The organism is Gemmata palustris, from assembly GCF_017939745.1.
Lineage (GTDB): Bacteria > Planctomycetota > Planctomycetia > Gemmatales > Gemmataceae > Gemmata > Gemmata palustris.
Map to the genome: position 1 here is coordinate 603,852 of NZ_JAGKQQ010000001.1, position 14,888 is coordinate 618,739.

Annotated in this window: 11 protein-coding genes; 6 read left to right on the forward strand and 5 right to left on the reverse strand. The window is 65.6% G+C overall.

Features of this window, described 5'->3' with window-relative positions; genetic code table 11:
• Positions 1-45 precede the first annotated feature (45 nt).
• Together J8F10_RS02430 and J8F10_RS02435 are read right to left on the reverse strand one after the other, a co-directional pair.
• A complete protein-coding gene (locus J8F10_RS02430) occupies positions 46-480 on the reverse strand; it encodes a hypothetical protein (protein WP_210652298.1) in 435 nt (144 codons plus the stop codon).
• Between the two features lie 74 nt (positions 481-554).
• Positions 555-2,264 carry a CotH kinase family protein gene (locus tag J8F10_RS02435; protein WP_210652299.1) on the reverse strand — a complete coding sequence of 570 codons (1,710 nt, stop codon included), beginning with the start codon at positions 2,262-2,264 and terminating at the stop codon, positions 555-557.
• 385 nt (positions 2,265-2,649) lie between these two features.
• On the opposite strand from J8F10_RS02435, the gene J8F10_RS02440 reads away from it, so the two are divergent.
• Both J8F10_RS02440 and J8F10_RS02445 read left to right on the forward strand, forming a co-directional pair.
• Complete coding sequence (locus J8F10_RS02440) at positions 2,650-3,444, forward strand: polyphosphate polymerase domain-containing protein (protein WP_210652300.1); 795 nt, start codon at positions 2,650-2,652, stop codon at positions 3,442-3,444.
• A gap of 92 nt (positions 3,445-3,536) precedes the next feature.
• On the forward strand, positions 3,537-5,393 hold the full coding sequence (locus J8F10_RS02445) for a CotH kinase family protein (RefSeq protein WP_210652301.1): 1,857 nt from the start codon (positions 3,537-3,539) through the stop codon (positions 5,391-5,393).
• Between the two features lie 127 nt (positions 5,394-5,520).
• On the opposite strand, the gene J8F10_RS02450 is transcribed toward J8F10_RS02445, so the two are convergent.
• Together J8F10_RS02450 and J8F10_RS02455 are read right to left on the reverse strand one after the other, a co-directional pair.
• Positions 5,521-6,465, reverse strand: coding sequence for an IS110 family transposase (locus tag J8F10_RS02450; RefSeq protein WP_210652302.1), 945 nt, complete (start codon positions 6,463-6,465; stop codon positions 5,521-5,523).
• 254 nt (positions 6,466-6,719) lie between these two features.
• Positions 6,720-7,415, reverse strand: a complete 696-nt coding sequence (locus J8F10_RS02455; RefSeq protein WP_210652303.1) for a phosphate signaling complex PhoU family protein — start codon at positions 7,413-7,415, stop codon at positions 6,720-6,722.
• A 143-nt stretch (positions 7,416-7,558) separates the two neighbouring features.
• Here J8F10_RS02455 and J8F10_RS02460 point away from each other — a divergent pair, with 143 nt between their 5' ends.
• Both J8F10_RS02460 and J8F10_RS02465 read left to right on the forward strand, forming a co-directional pair.
• Positions 7,559-8,206, forward strand: a complete 648-nt coding sequence (locus J8F10_RS02460) for a DUF47 domain-containing protein (protein WP_210652304.1) — start codon at positions 7,559-7,561, stop codon at positions 8,204-8,206.
• Positions 8,199-9,236 (forward strand): inorganic phosphate transporter, encoded by a 1,038-nt coding sequence (locus J8F10_RS02465; RefSeq protein WP_210652305.1) that lies wholly within the window; start codon positions 8,199-8,201, stop codon positions 9,234-9,236. Before J8F10_RS02460 ends, J8F10_RS02465 begins: the two co-directional genes overlap by 8 nt.
• A 3-nt stretch (positions 9,237-9,239) precedes the next feature.
• On the opposite strand, the gene J8F10_RS02470 is transcribed toward J8F10_RS02465, so the two are convergent.
• Entirely contained in the window at positions 9,240-9,533 is a 294-nt protein-coding gene (locus J8F10_RS02470; RefSeq protein WP_210652306.1) for a hypothetical protein, read from the reverse strand.
• Between the two features lie 244 nt (positions 9,534-9,777).
• On the opposite strand from J8F10_RS02470, the gene J8F10_RS02475 reads away from it, so the two are divergent.
• Positions 9,778-11,031 (forward strand): purple acid phosphatase family protein, encoded by a 1,254-nt coding sequence (locus J8F10_RS02475; protein ID WP_210652307.1) that lies wholly within the window; start codon positions 9,778-9,780, stop codon positions 11,029-11,031.
• A gap of 595 nt (positions 11,032-11,626) precedes the next feature.
• The gene (locus tag J8F10_RS02480; RefSeq protein WP_210652308.1) at positions 11,627-14,737 is read left to right on the forward strand and encodes a sigma-70 family RNA polymerase sigma factor; all 3,111 of its coding nucleotides are present in this window, start codon (positions 11,627-11,629) and stop codon (positions 14,735-14,737) included.
• The last annotated feature ends 151 nt before the right edge of the window (positions 14,738-14,888 follow it).

Below are 14,888 nucleotides of genomic sequence, written 5' to 3' on the forward strand. Positions count from 1 at the left end.
AGTGAAGTCGGCTGGGTTGCCGTTGTGCAGCGGCAGCGGGGCCGGCTACGTGGGCCGGTTCGGGGGATCGCCTGGGTCGGGGCTCATTTGCACCCACGGACCCGACCACACAAACTCGGGGATGCCGGAGTGCTCTCTCGATCCACCCGAGTCGATGCGATACCACCCGCCTCCAATATTGTACTGGCCCCACACGATCACGCGGTCGGCGAACACGTCGTCCAGGAAATCAACGACCCGCTCCACGACTCGCCGATCCCGCTCGGCCTCCGGCACTGCGTCGTCGTACTCGGCAAGGTGACCGTGCGTTAGATCATCAACGCACACTGTCAGTTCGTGCTCGTCGTCGTAGACCGACAGCCCGCGGATGCCCGGGTGCGTGCCGGGGAAAAAGGCGCACGGGTCGGGAGACGCGCTCTCGACCAAACCGCGGCCCGCAAATCGCGCGCGAAGGATCGGGAGCAACAGCGACGACAGCATCCGCGTTTCCGCCAGCTCGTGACTTCCGCCTTGATGTTACTCTTCGCCCCGCACCAGATCGACGCGGTTTCAGCTCAGGGGCGCGGGGGCATCGGCGGGCCGAACCAGCCCATTCCGCCCGGGCTTTCGCGCAAGCGCTTGAGTTGGGCGCGCTGATCGGGCGTCAGGATCTTGTCCAGTTCCGCGTTCACCTTGTTTTGTAGCTCGGACAGGTCTTTCTTCTGCTGCTCGGTCATTTGAAGCGTGTTTTGCACGTTCGGCGGGAGCACGTCGCCCGGGAGCGGGCGCTGGAACCCGCCCGGCGGCATTCCACCCGGGGGGCCGAAGCCGAACCCGTTGGGCGTGTACCCCTTGCTCTTGCCCGCGAGCTGTGCCGCGATCGACTCCGCGCGCTTCTCGACGAACTTGTTCAGGTCCGGCGGAGGCGCGCCGAAGCCCATTCCTCCGGGCGGGCCGAAGCCACCCGGGGGGCCGAACCCGCCCGCGTTCTCCTTCCGCGCGGCCACGGCCTTCGTTTCCTTTTCGATGAGCGGCTTCACCGTTTTCTCGATCACCGCAATTTCCTTCAGGAGCTTGTCCTTATCGAAGCAGACGGGGACGACTTCCCGGAGAATTTGCTGGTACCGGTCCGCGAACGCCTTGTTCGCCATGAGCCGGTCCGCGAGGCGCGACGGCCCGCCGTAGGGCTTGGTGAGGCTCAGGTCCATCTGCTGATCGGCGGTGCCTAGGAACGCGAAGTTCCCGAGCGCGAGATCAACGTCCCACGGGACGAAGTGGAACTTGTTCGTTTCCGGGTGCAGGTACAGACAGTAGTTGTGCCCGAGCGTGAAGAAACTATCGAGGTTGGAGATGATCGCGGTGACGGCCATGTACTTGAGGAACGCGCCCACATCGAGGTAGTTCGCGATCTCCTTGTTGAACTCCGCGTCCGCCCCCTGGTTCACCAGTTTGGTGAAGTCGATCACGCGCTTGGTCTCGTCCTTCGTCGCGTCGCGTTTGGGTTGGTAGTTGTCCTTATAGCGCGCCCAATCCTCACCGAGGTAGTCCAGCCCGCGAACGCGCTCGGGCTTCATTAACAAACCCTTGTCGGTCTTGTAGTGCTGCTTCAAGAAATTTTTGTCCACGCCCTCGACGAGGGTGTACATGCCGACGAGCTCCTTGTCGTACTTGCCCGGCACGCTGAGGGTCACTTCCGCGAACGCGGTCCGCGGTGCGGGCACGCCGGCGGTGCGATAGATCGAGTACGCGAGTGCCTCGCGGGTCTTCGTCGGGTCCATGACCCCGCAGTGCAGGTTGAGCGCCTTCAGCCCGTGGAAGCGGGCCGCGTCGCTGTGCTTGTCGAGGTCCACCTTGAGTGAGCGCTTGAGGTTGCGACTGGTCGACAGGTAGGTGGAGTTCCCCTTGTACCGCAGCCCGACCTTCTCGATGGTTCGGCCGTCGGCCGTGAGCGCTGCGACCGCCAGTGGGAACTCGACGTTGAACGCGCTGCGGTGCGTTTCGCGCTTCGGCTCGCCGGGCTTTGGTTCCACTTTTGGCGGGGGCATCGGCCCGCCGGGGAAGCCGCCCCCGGGAAACCCGAACCCGCCCTGGGCCGGCTGCATGGCCTGGTACTCGTCCGCGGTGAGTGTGAGTTGGAACTGCCAGACCTTGTCGTGACCGAACACGTCCGCGCCCGCGGGCGCCTTCTTCGGCACATCGGGCGCGGCGAATGCGGGCACCGGCGCCCAGAACAACGCGGGTATCGCGACCACGATCGCACTTGCGGGCCAGAACCGCCTGCTCATGACGTGACCTCGGAACGGAAATTCGGGTTGCGGCAGCGAGGGAGTGCAGGCCATCATCATAAAGGAACAATGAAGAAATGGTGAATGTTTGAGTGGCAACGCGGTGAGCGGCGGTGGGCAGCTCTTGGCCAACGACGTACAGTCCCGGGTCAGGAATGAAAGCGAAATGAAATTGAACCCGGAGTGCGGTGGACCCGGGATGTGAATCGAGTATGCTCGACGAATACCTGATTGTCGAAGCGAAGCCGCCTCTCCCCCGACCACTCCCGAGCGCGGTAAATTCCTACCAGCGGCGAAGAGTTTTCGGGTGCTGTCTCCGACCGGACCCCGAGTCCGTTTCAACATCAATGCTCGTTCGTAAAGAACGGGTGAAGGAGAAGTGAGGATGGCGGAGGCGACGGATTCGACTTTCGGCGCTGCGGGTGCGGCGAGTTCGTTGCAATCACCTTCGCTTTTCGGCCTCGGTGCGGAAGCCGAGGCCGCCACCGCCTACGAGGTGAAGTTCCTGCTGACCGAGGAGCAGGTCGCCGAGATCGTCTCCCGGGTAACGGGGAAACTGGCCCTCGATTCGTTCGCGGACCCGGCCCTGGGCAATGCGTACATCACGACGAGCGTGTACACGGACACCCCGAACTTCGACGTGTTCTACCGGACCGAGGGGTACGATCGCGATAAGTTCCGGGTCCGGCGCTACGGCCTAACCGGTCCCGTGTTCGTCGAGCGCAAGACCAAGAACGGGGACAAGGTGCGCAAGCACCGGGTGCGCATCAGTGCGACCGAGGTACCGGACCTCGCGGCCCCAGTTCTTAATGGCGAGTGGGCCGGGGAGTGGTTCCACAGCCAGCTCCTTCAGAAGCAGCTCCGGCCCGTGTGCCGCGTGGCCTACGAGCGCGTCGCGTACCTGGGCACGGCGGACGGCGGAACCGTGCGCCTGACCTTCGACCGCAACATCCGCGGGGTGCTGGCGGGCGAGTGGAAGCTCGAGGCCGTGGGGCCGGTCCCGGCGCTCGTGGACCGGGTCGTGGCCGAGTTCAAGTTCCGTACCGCGATGCCCGCGCTGTTTAAGGGCATTGTGGCGGACCTGGGGCTCACCCCCACGCCCGTTTCCAAGTACCGCACGTTCGTACACGCGGCCGGGCTCGCACCCGCAAAGACCGCGAACGCCACTGCGTGCGGATGAACCGAGTTCGTCGTTGAAACAGATTGGTCACGAGATCGGGTTGTAACGCGGAGCGGAACGTGCCGCTCGCATGTCATCACGAAAGGTCCACGATGCACCGACGATTATTCGCGTTGCCCGCGGCGTGCCTCGCCGCGGCGCTGGTGGCGCTCTGCGCGCCGAGCGGGTTCACTCAACCCGACAAGGGCGGGAAGGGCGGGTTCGGTGGCCCCCCGGGTGGCGGGGAGCGGAAGATCCTCTCCGAGTTCGACAAAAATAAAGACGGCTGGCTGAACGCCGAGGAGCGCAAGCCGGCGCGCGAGGCCGCGAAACAGGGCGGCGGGGGCCGGTTCGGTGGGCCGAAGGGCGGGTTCGGGCGCGGGGAGGCCGGAAAGCCCGGACCGAAGGTCGCGCCGGGCGAGGTCAAGAACTTCCCGGACGCGAAGCTCTATGACCCCACCGTGCTCCGCACGATCTTCCTGGAGTTCGAGAACTCGGACTGGGAAGCGGAACTTCAGGACTTCCACGGCACCGACGTGGACGTGCCCGCGACCGTCACCGTGGACGGCAAGAAGTACGCGAACGTCGGCGTCCACTTCCGCGGGATGTCGTCGTACATGGGGGTCGGGGCCGGCTCGAAGCGGTCGCTGAACCTGTCCTTTGACACGGCCGACAGCAAGCAGCGGATCTACGGCGCCAAGACGCTGAACCTGCTCAACAGTCACGAAGACCCGACGATGATGAGCACGGTGCTGTACTCGCACATCGCGGGGCAGTACATCCCGACGCCGAAGGCGAACTTCGTGAAGGTCGTTGTCAACGGCGAGAGCTGGGGCATTTACGGCAGCGTGCAGCAGTTCGACAAGGCGTTCCTCAGCGAGAACTACAAGAGCACGAAGGGCACGCGCTGGAAGGTCCGCGGCAGCCCCGGCGGGCGCGGCGGGCTGGAATACTTCGGCGAGGACGCGGCCGCGTACAAGCGCGTCTTCGAGATGAAGGGGAACGAGAACGAGGCCGCGTGGAAGGCGCTCATTAATCTGTGCAAGGTGCTGAACCAGACGCCCGCGGACAAGCTCGAAGAGGCCCTCAAGCCGATCCTGGATGTCGAGGGCGTGCTGTGGTTCCTCGCGCTGGACAACGCGCTCATCAACTGCGACGGCTACTGGATTCGGTCCAGCGATTACAGCATTTGCCTCGACGATAAGGGCAAGTTCCACATCGTCCCGCACGACATGAACGAAGCGTTCCGTCCCGCAGGCGGTCCCGGCATGGGCGGTCCGGGGGGCGGCATGGTCTTCCGTATGCCGCCCCCCGGCGTGATCCTCCCGCCGCCGGCGCAGGACACGCTCCAACTCACCGAGGAGCAAAAGAAGAAACTGGCCGAGGTACAGAAGAGTGTGGACGAGCAAATCGAAAAGTTGCTGACCGACGACCAGCGCAAGACGTTCAAGGAGATGAAGGATCGCGCCGCGGCCGGCGGACCGGGTGGCGGGTTCGGTGGTCCCGGTGGAGGTGGCCCGGGCGGTGGGTTCGGCGGTCCCGGTGGACCGGGCGGCGGAATGGGTGGCGGGCGCGCGGGTGGTGGGGTCGAACTCGATCCGCTCGTCGGGCTGACCGACGCCAGCAAGCCGCTCCGGAGCAAGTTGCTCGCGGTGCCCGCGTTCAAGGCGAAGTACCTGGCGAACGTGAAGAAGATCGCCGAAGAATCGCTCGATTGGAAGAAACTTGGTCCGGTCGTGGCCGGGTTCCGCAAACAGATCGAGAAGGAAGTGGAAATCGATTCGCGGAAGCTCGATTCGTTCGAGGCGTTCAAACGGAACACCGACGATACGGCTCCCACGGCCGGAGGTGGTCCGGGCGGTCCGGGGGGGCGCGGTCCGGGCGGGCAGGGGATGAACATCCGGGCCTTCGCGGAGCAGCGGCAGAAGTATTTGTTGAGTAACGCGGACGTGAAAAAGGCCGGGCAGTAACACGAGGATCGCACAGGGCTTCCGCCCTGTGCTACAAACGCCGGCCGCTCCGCGGCGTGAAAGACATTGAGGGTATTCGTCTTCGCCCCGGAGCGCCTGTGTTGAAGGTCAAGGGAAAAACACGCGATTAGGCGGTGGCGACGTTCGGGGTCCACGGTTTGTTGTCGCGGATCATGGCATTAAGGATGACGAGGAGCTTGCGCATCGCCGCCACCTGCGCGACCTTGATCGCTTTACCCGCCTTTCGCCGCTTCTGATAGAACGCGCGGATCGGCTCGTTGTACCGCACGGCCGAGAGGATCGCCATGTACAGGCCGCTCCGAACGCCCGCGCGCCCGCCGGCGATCGAACGGGTGCCCGACATCCGGCCACTGTCGCGGCTCATCGGGGCCACGCCCACGAGCGACGCGATCCGCTTGTTCGAGAGCGTTCCCAGCTCCGGGAGCTCGCTCACCAGCACCCGGCTCACGACCGGTCCGATGCCCGGAACCCCTTGGAGCAGGTCGTCCTTGGCGCGCCACACCGGACGCGCTTCAATGAGCTCGGCCAGTTCCTTGTCGACCTGGTCCAGTTGCTTCGAGAGCCACGCGATGTGGGCCCGCACGCTCGTCGCCACGCGCGCGGTCGCCAGGGCCAGGCGGTTGGCCTCCGCGGTGCGCATCTCCAACAGCTGGCGGCGCCGGTCCACGAGACCCGCGAGGGCCACGGCCTCGGCACCGGGGAGCGCCCGGACCTCGGGTCGGATGGCCTCGGCGAAATGGGCCAGTACCGCGGCGTCGATGGCGTCGGTCTTGGCGAACTTGCCGGTGGCCCGGGCGAAGTCCCGTACCTGGCGCGGGTTGACGACGGCCACGGGGTGCCCGGCCGCGGCGAGGGCCGCGGCCACCGCGCCCTCGAACCCCCCGGTGGCTTCGAGGACGATGCGCTCGGGCGCCCGTTCGCCCACGCGCGCGAGTAGGGCCGCAATACCGGTCGGGTCGTTGGTGTAGCGCGCGGCCGATCCGTCGGGCCGCGCGTGGAGGTCGAGATGATCCTTGGAGACATCGATCCCCACGAAACATGCGGTCGTCATGGTGGTGCCCCGATGCACCCGTTCGGCCCGGCCTTGCGAATCCGGTTGGGGTCCACGCGCCTGTTCGGGCTGCGAGGGTGCGAGAGTCGTGGGGTGGTCCTTGCTCCGGGACGGGATTTCACTCCCAAGGGGCGTGCGGCCTACCCCACCACTCTTCGGTTTACGAAACATACAAGGGGCCGTCTGACGTAGCACAGGGCGGAAGCCCTGTGCGCTGTTTTCTCCATTTCTCTTTGGGCGCGCGACGCAGAGCATTAGCGCCTCCCGGTTGCCAATCGCGGGGTTTCGGTGCCCGTCGCGGTGCGGGTGGCCGGGCTGAAACTCCCGTTTTCGACGAGCGCCAGCGCCTCGGCAAACCGCGTCGCGTGGTCCGCGATTGCGCGGAGGTTCCGAACGACGGCAAACAAGCTCAGGCCCGGTTCCACGGCCGCGGGGTCCGCTTTCATGGCGCCGGTCAGCCATTCCGTTACCGATTCTGCACAGTCGGCTATTTCCGTGAGCGTCCGTGCCGTCCGTCGGGTTGGAACGGTCTCGTGGTGCTCGTAGGCGTCCAGAACGCCGTGAATCAGCCCGGATACCGACTCGGCCATTTGGGGCAGGCGCTCTGGTACAGTTGAGAGCGCGGCCAAATTTGCCCAGTGTTCAGCGATCTCGGCGGCCAATGCCCCGATCCGCTCCAGTTCGGAAGCCGCGTGCAGCACGGATGTTACTTGCCGGAAATCGCTCGCGACCGGTTGGTAGAGGAGCACGATCCGGTGGCACCGCTCGACGACCCGGTGATTGTGTTCGCTCAGCGACGCGCCCCACACCGGTTCCGGCATGAACGTGTGCGAGTGCGGCTCGCGGAGCACGTTGACCGATTCTGCCACCGCGTCCGCCACGCCGGTTCCGAACGCCAGCAGATCGCGGTGAAGTTCTTGTAGTTCGCCGAGCATCTTTTTAACGGGCATCTTTGTATCCCCTAAAACAAACAACTTGTGTCACTAAACCCGATTTCTGGCGAGAGTTGCGCCCGGTGTTCGAGAGTGTCCATCTCCCCAATTCCCAGCCGGACCGTAGTATCACCCCACCTCCCGTGGGTTCGGAGACGTCCATGTTGATCGACCGGTTGGTTCGGTTCTTACTCCCGCGTCCCGACCAGTTCTTCGCGCTGCTCGAAGAATTGGCCGACAAGATCGAAGCGACGGCGGCCGTTTTCGCCGAACTGGAGTCCGCCGCCGGCCACGACCGGATCGAGGCGATCGCGGTGCGGCTCAAGCCCATCGAGTCCGAGGCGGACAACGTGTGCCAGCGGCTCTACGAGGAGATCGACCGCACGTTCGTCACGCCCATCGATCGCGAAGACCTGGCCCGGCTGACCAAAGTGCTGGACAACGTGGTGGACGGGATGGAGCACACCGCCGCGTTCGCGGCCCTGTTCCGCTTCCCCACGCTCACCGACCCGATGCGCCACCTGGTGCGGCTCACCGTGGCCTGTGCCCGCGAACTGGCGGGCGCGGCCCGTCGGTTGCGCCAGTTCGCGAACCCCGATTCGGTGAAGGGCGCGACCATCGCCGTTCACGCGCTGGAGAACGAGGCCGACGCCGTTTACCGCAAGGCCATCGCCGCGCTCTTCGACAACGGCATCAACCCGGTCGAACTGGTCCGCCAGAAGGACATGCTGTTCAGCCTCGAAGAGGGCATCGACCAGTGTGACGACGCGATGGACGCCATTCGTTCGGTGGTGGTCAAGAATGGGTAGCGCGTTTACCATCCTCGTTCTGGTCGTGGTGCTGGCCCTGGTGTTCGACTACATCAACGGCTTCCACGACACCGCCAACGCCGTCGCCACGGTCGTCTCCACGAACGTGCTGCCCGGGCGCACCGCGGTGCTGCTCGCGGCGGTGTGCAACTTCGTCGGGGCGTTCATCGGCGTCGGCGTCGCGAAGACGATCGGCGGCGACATCGCCGACCCGAAAACGATCACGCAACTCGTGATCGCGGCGGCGCTGCTCGGCGCGATCGTGTGGAACCTGCTCACGTGGTACTTCGGTATCCCGTCCAGTTCGTCGCACGCGCTCATCGGCGGGTTGGTCGGTTCGGTGTGGTGCCACCGGGTGCTCCACGACGAGGCCCCCGTTGATGCGTTGTGGGGGCTCCTCACATCGAAGGGCGTCGTGCTGACGCTCAAAGCGCTCGTCATTTCGCCGCTGTGCGGGTTGCTCGGCGGGTTCCTGCTGATGGTCCTGCTCCTGTGGCTCGTGCGCCGCAGCCGCCCGGCGTCCGTGAGCCGCAATTTCCGCGTGCTGCAACTCGTTTCGGCCGGGTTCATGGCGTTCGCCCACGGGTCCAACGACGCTCAGAAATCGATGGGGATCATTACCCTCGCGCTCGTGGCCTATGCCGCCTCGCAGGGGCAGTCGGCCGACCTCGTCGTGCCGGGCTGGGTGATCGTGGCGTGCGCGACCGCGATGGCCCTAGGGACCGCGTCCGGCGGGTGGCGGATCATGAAGACGATGGGCCACCGGATCATCAAGCTGCGGCCGATCAACGGGTTCGCGGCCGAAACCGCGGCGTCGCTGGTGATCCTGGGTGCGACGTGGTTGAAGGCCCCGGTGAGCACCACTCACGTCATTTCGTCGAGTATCATGGGCGTCGGCGCCTCTAAGCGGGTCTCGGCCGTGCGCTGGGGGGTCGCCCAGAACATGCTCGTGGCGTGGGTGCTCACCATTCCCATTTCGGCAGCCGTATCCGCGCTCACGTACCTCGTCCTGCACTGGACACTGGGGTGATGATCAGGTGCGGGCCGTGTCGCGGTTCTCGTGACCGGCCCAGAACCGAGCGAGCCGGCACCACCCGCCGGCGAACAACCCGCTCCCGAGCATGGTGCCGAACATTCCCCACGCGATCGGGAACTCGGTCTCGATTCGCGCCCCGAGCACCGTTCCGCAAACGGCCCCACTCAACGCGCCGATGATCGCGGCGCACGCGAGCACTTGGTCCGCAACGGATTCACTCAACGCGCGGGGCGCGGCACTTGCCGTGACGGACCCGATTTTTCGGTCCACACTCATCTGCACCGTTGCCATTGCCGCTGCACCCCTATTGGCCCTGTTTATTTTGAGAGTTCGCGCCCCGAAAAGGACTTGCCGCGCGCTCGTTGCCTTAAACGGTCCCGGTTTTCAGTATATCGCGACAGGCACTATGGTACTATACGACAATTCTACACCGATGTTTCACAAAATCTACACAATTCGTTTGGTGGCATAAGTGCTGTCGTCGACACGGAATGTGTGGTAGTTTTTTGACTGTTCGCTGCCCCGGAGTGCCGTGATGCCGCGCCTCACCCGCCGCGCGTTTTTTGGTTCCGCGCTCACGGGATTCGCGGCCGTTTCTAGCGGCCACGCGCCCGTGCCACATCCTTCGGACCAATCTCCGTCGTCTTCCCTGATTCCCCCGGGAGCTCCCGACGGGCTGTTCCTGACGTGGCAGCGTGACCCGACCACGACTGTAACGGTCCAGTGGATCGAATCCCGGTCGCTGGGTGACGTGACTGTGAGTTACTCACCGTTTCCCGGCGGGGGAACGTGGCAGGTCACGCGAGTTGCGCCGAAGCCGTTTCCGAATACCGGACTCAGAGTGTTCCGCGCCGAGATCACCGGACTGTCACCGGGCAGCGAGTACCAGTTCTGCATCGGGAACCGGCCGGTCGTCTACCGGTTCCGCACGATGCCGGCGCGGGCGACGGACGCGATCACGTTCGTATCGGGCGGCGATTGCGGGGTGAACCCGCACGCGGTCGCGACCAACATCCTCGCCGCCAAGCAGGAGCCGCACTTCGCTCTCCTGGGCGGGGATCTTGCCTACGACAACGGCCGGGCGCCGGAGGCGTTCCTCGCGTTCTTGCGGAACTACGGCACGCAGATGATCGACCCGGCGGGCCGACTCATCCCGATGGTCGCGTGCATTGGCAATCACGAGGTGAACGGCGCGGTCGGCGCCACGCGCGAGGGCGCGCCGGCGTTCCTGAGCGTGTTCGACGGGTTGTTCCGCGACACGACCTTTGGTACGCTCGATTTCGGCGATTATTTGAGTCTCGTGCTGCTCGATTCCGGCCACATTGCGCCAGTTAGTGGCGGGCAAGCCGAGTGGTTGGAGAAGACACTCCGCGAGCGGGACGGGTGCCCGCACCTGTTCGCGGCGAACCACGTTCCTGCGTACCCGTCGGCGCGTGACCCGGGCGAGGCCGGGGCCGAGAACCGAAAGCACTGGTGCCCGCTGTTCGAGAAGTACGGCGTGGACGCGGTTCTGGAGCACCACGACCACACGTTCAAGCGCACCTACCCGCTGAAGGGCGGACTGAAGGACAAGTACGGGGTGACGTATTTGGGTGACGGTTCGTGGGGGCAGTTGCGCGCCCCGGCCCCACTCGCGAAACGGCCGTACCTCGCAACGGCGAGTCGGGCGTACCACCTGACACTGCACCGTCTGGAAGGCGATCAGCGGTTCCACGTCGCGCTCGAGGCGAGCGGTGCGGTGGCCGACGTGTACGGTACCGTGGGGAAGCGCCCCGCGCGCCGCGGGTGATCGCGGGTGATTCCGCTTATTCGTTTTGCCACTGCATCGCGACATTGAAGCCGGCACGCCGGCTCCCGGAATCGTGTCGGCCGCTCCGCCTTCTGGCACGCGGACAAATCCTCAAGTTCATACCGAATAGAGTTGAATCGAGACACTTCGGGTTCCAAAGTCCATTGGAATTCACCCCTTCGCCTATCCACACGCGCATTTCCCCCGGCACCGCTGAAACACTGATAATCGTGGAAACACGTGAGACGTGAATTGCTCGTGCAGATCGCGTTCGCTGCTCAACGGCGCGAGCGGGTTGTCTCGGCGTGGTGGCGCTGCACAACAAACTGTTGATCTCGAAATACACTGGAGCACCGGCCCGTGATGACTTTTGCTCCTTTTTGAGGTGGTCGGATCATGAGGCGGGAGAAGTGACGTCGGTTCGCAACCAGTTGTGAGTGAAGATGTTCGGCGATTTTCACCTCTCCCGCCCGAGAGCCGCGAGGGGCCGGCACCAATTGGGGGGAAGCCCGATCCGCGACCCGATTTCAGAATTCGTGAAAAAATAGCGCACGTTGCGCAAGAGATTGGTGACGGGTCGAGGGAGGCCCCTGCGATGTCCGGGACGATTTCCAAGACCGTGACGGAGTGGATCACTCGGCTGACCGCCTCGAGCCCCGAGGCGGAAGCCGAGTTGCTGCACCGGTACGCCACGACCGGCGATCAGGAGGCGTTCGCCGCCCTGACCGAGCGGTTCGCGCCCCTCGTTTGGGGCGTGTGCAGCCGCTCGTTGCGCCATTCCCAGGACGCCGAAGACGCCTTCCAAGCCACGTTTCTCGCCCTCGCTAAGCAGGCCGACGGCCTGACCGGTCGGGGACCGCTCGCCCCCTGGCTTCATCAGGTTGCGCGCCGGTCGGCCGCACTCGTGTACCGCCAGAACCAGCGCCGGCGGGAGGTTTCCGTGGGCGAGACACCCGCCGTTGCAGCACCCGTCATTGCCGACCCCGAACTCGTGACCGCGCTGGACGAAGAAATCGGCCGGTTGCCGGAGAAGTACCGCCGCCCGGTCGTTCTGTGCCACTTGCAGCAACAGACTTACGCCGAAGCCGCCAAAGCACTCGGGTGCTCGGTCCCAACAATCTGCCGGCGGGTCACGCAGGGGTGCGAACTGCTCCGCGATCGGCTGTCGCGTCGAGGACTGGTTCCGGCCGCGGGGCTGGCGGTGCTGTTCACGGCCATGGTCCAACCGGTTTCAGCGATGCCGCCCGGATTGGTAACGCGAACAGTCCAGGCCGTGACGAGCGGGTTTGTGGGTGGTTCGTCGGTCGTTGCCGACACCGTCATCGCGTCGATGCGGTGGGGGCGCACGGTCAAGTACGTGGCCGTGTTATCCGCGATCGCGCTGGCCGGCGCCGTCGGCGCCGGGCTGACCGCTCGGGCGACCGTTCCGAACGCAGTTTCGCCTGCGATTGAAGCTCCCGTTGTCACTCTGAATCCGATCGGTCCGCGACTCGACCGGCTCGGTGACCCGCTCCCGGATGGGGCGGTCGCGCGGATCGGAACGCTTCGGATGCGAGGGGAGGGGGGCGGAGCGGGGGATGTTGTCTTCCTACCCGGTGGCCGCACCGTTGCTTCGGTCCACGGCCGCTCGGTCGTTTCGATCTGGGACATCGACACTGGGAAAGAACTTCACCGGCTAGCAGCTCCGGTACGCAGTCACCAACTGTCTCTCAATCCGGACGGTCGAATTTTGGCCGTCTGTGGAACGGACGAGGTGCGGCTACTGAACGTCACGAACCCGGCCGCCACAACGATGTTGTGGTCGTGGGCTCCCAAGGCGGGTACCGGTTGGCGCGTGAGGTGCGTGGCCTTCGCTCCGGACGGCCGAACCGTAGCCGTTGGCGATGCGGTGTCGAAGGTCGTGCGCCTGTTCGACACAGCAACAGGTCGGGAACTCCAAGCCCTTGCCGGTAGCGTAGTTCACGGGTTGGCGTTCAGCCCAGACGGGAAGGTGCTGGGCGGGTTGGGCGAGGGCCGCGTTACGAACGGTGTCGGTGATGGTTATCGGTTGCTGCTGTGGGATCTGGTGGCCGGCCTACCGCAGAAGACTCCTTCGGCCGCGACCGGTCCCATTCGCCGGTTCGCGTTCGTCGGTAGCAGCGTGGTTGTCACCGACGCACGGGGCGCCCGACAGGCGCGACTCATCGACCTGGGAACTGGCCGCGAAACCGGTCACTGGACGGACCGCGGGCTGCACTCGATCCTCGCACCGACCCCGGACGGGACCGCACTCGCGGAACTGGCTGGCGGCAAAGTCACGGTCCGAGATTCGGTGACGGGCAACGCGGTTCGTGCGAGCGGAGCAATTAGCGAACTGGCGATTGTTGACCGGCAGGCCGACATCTTCGGCTGGCGGTTCTCGCGCGACGGGCGGTTCTTTGCTGCGGTCGCGCGGGGCGGACAGGTGTGGGTCTGGGACGTGGTGACCGGGCTCCAGGCCGGGCCGCACGGTCGTATCCACGGCGCGGTGCAGTCATTAGCGTTCTCGCCGGATGGGGGTACGCTCACCACGCTGCACGGGACTGCGGGGCGATCGTGGGCGGTCGGTTCGGGGGTACCGGCCGCCCCGCTCGCCGGAAACGATGAGGGCGAAGTCGCGGCCCGCGAGGTCGTATTTCCGGACGCGACCGGACCGACCGTGATCCAGTTCCCGACGCCGGCCGATCGCACGCTGCGAGCCACAACGTGGGACGTGGGTAGCGGTGTCGCCGCCGACCGGGTGCCGATCCCGGCCGACGTGTGGCAAACCGGCGCGGCGAACGGGGCCGCGTCTCCGGACGGGCGGTGGATCGCGTGGGGCACCCCGACTGTGGTCACGCTGGTGAACCGGGCGACCGGACAGGAGGCGCGCCGATTGATCCCGGCGCACGCCAACCCCGCTGCCCTCCAGTTCTCGGCCGACGGCGGAACGCTCCTCCGGCTCCCGTTCGGCAAGAACGCGGTCGAGGTGTGGGGTACAGAAACCGGGACGCACCGGGGCACATTGGCTCTGCTCCCCAGGTACCGGAGCAACTCGGCACACGTCGTCAAGCTGTCGGCAGACGGGCAGTGGCTGGCGTCGACCGGGAAGCACGCGGACGGTTCTCAAGCCCTGACTGTGACCGAGGTGGATACCGGTAAGGGATACCGACTGCCCACACTGACGGGAGCGGGTTCGTTGCACGCGCTCGCTTTCTCACCCAACGGGCGCCTGCTGGCCGCGGCCGCAGAGGACGGCTCTCTGCGGGTGTGGGATCTGGCGAGCGGGAAAGAGTTGCGTGCGTACCGCGGGCACAAGGGACGGGCGCTGGCCGTGCTGTTCTCGCCCGACGGCACCCGGATCGCGTCGGGCGGGTTCGACGGGACCGGGCTGATCTGGATCGCCCCCACTCCGACCGATGTTCACACGACACGCAGTGCGGACGAAGTGTGGCGCGATCTTGCCAGCGCCGATCCTGCGGCGGCTCACCGTGCGACGTTCGAGGCGGCCGTTTCGGAAATGGTACCGGTGATCGCCCAGCGGCTTCGCACGGAACCCGGTTCATCGGCCGCGCGAGCGGTCGTGGCCCTCGAACGAATCGGATCGCCGGCCGCCAAAACCGTGCTTGAAGAATTGGCCGCGCGAACCGACGGCAACACCCCAAGTCGAGACGCGGCGGCCGCGCTGCGCCGGCTCCTTATGCGATGAGAGCAACAATGATGACGTGTACCGAAGGCACCCACCCTGTGGCCGATTCGTAACCGCGAACGGCCGGTAGTTGCCGGGTCCGTTTGATCTCCCCGGACCCGGTTCTTGGATCGATTAGTCCGACGAATCCTCCCATCCCGGCGGCCACCCG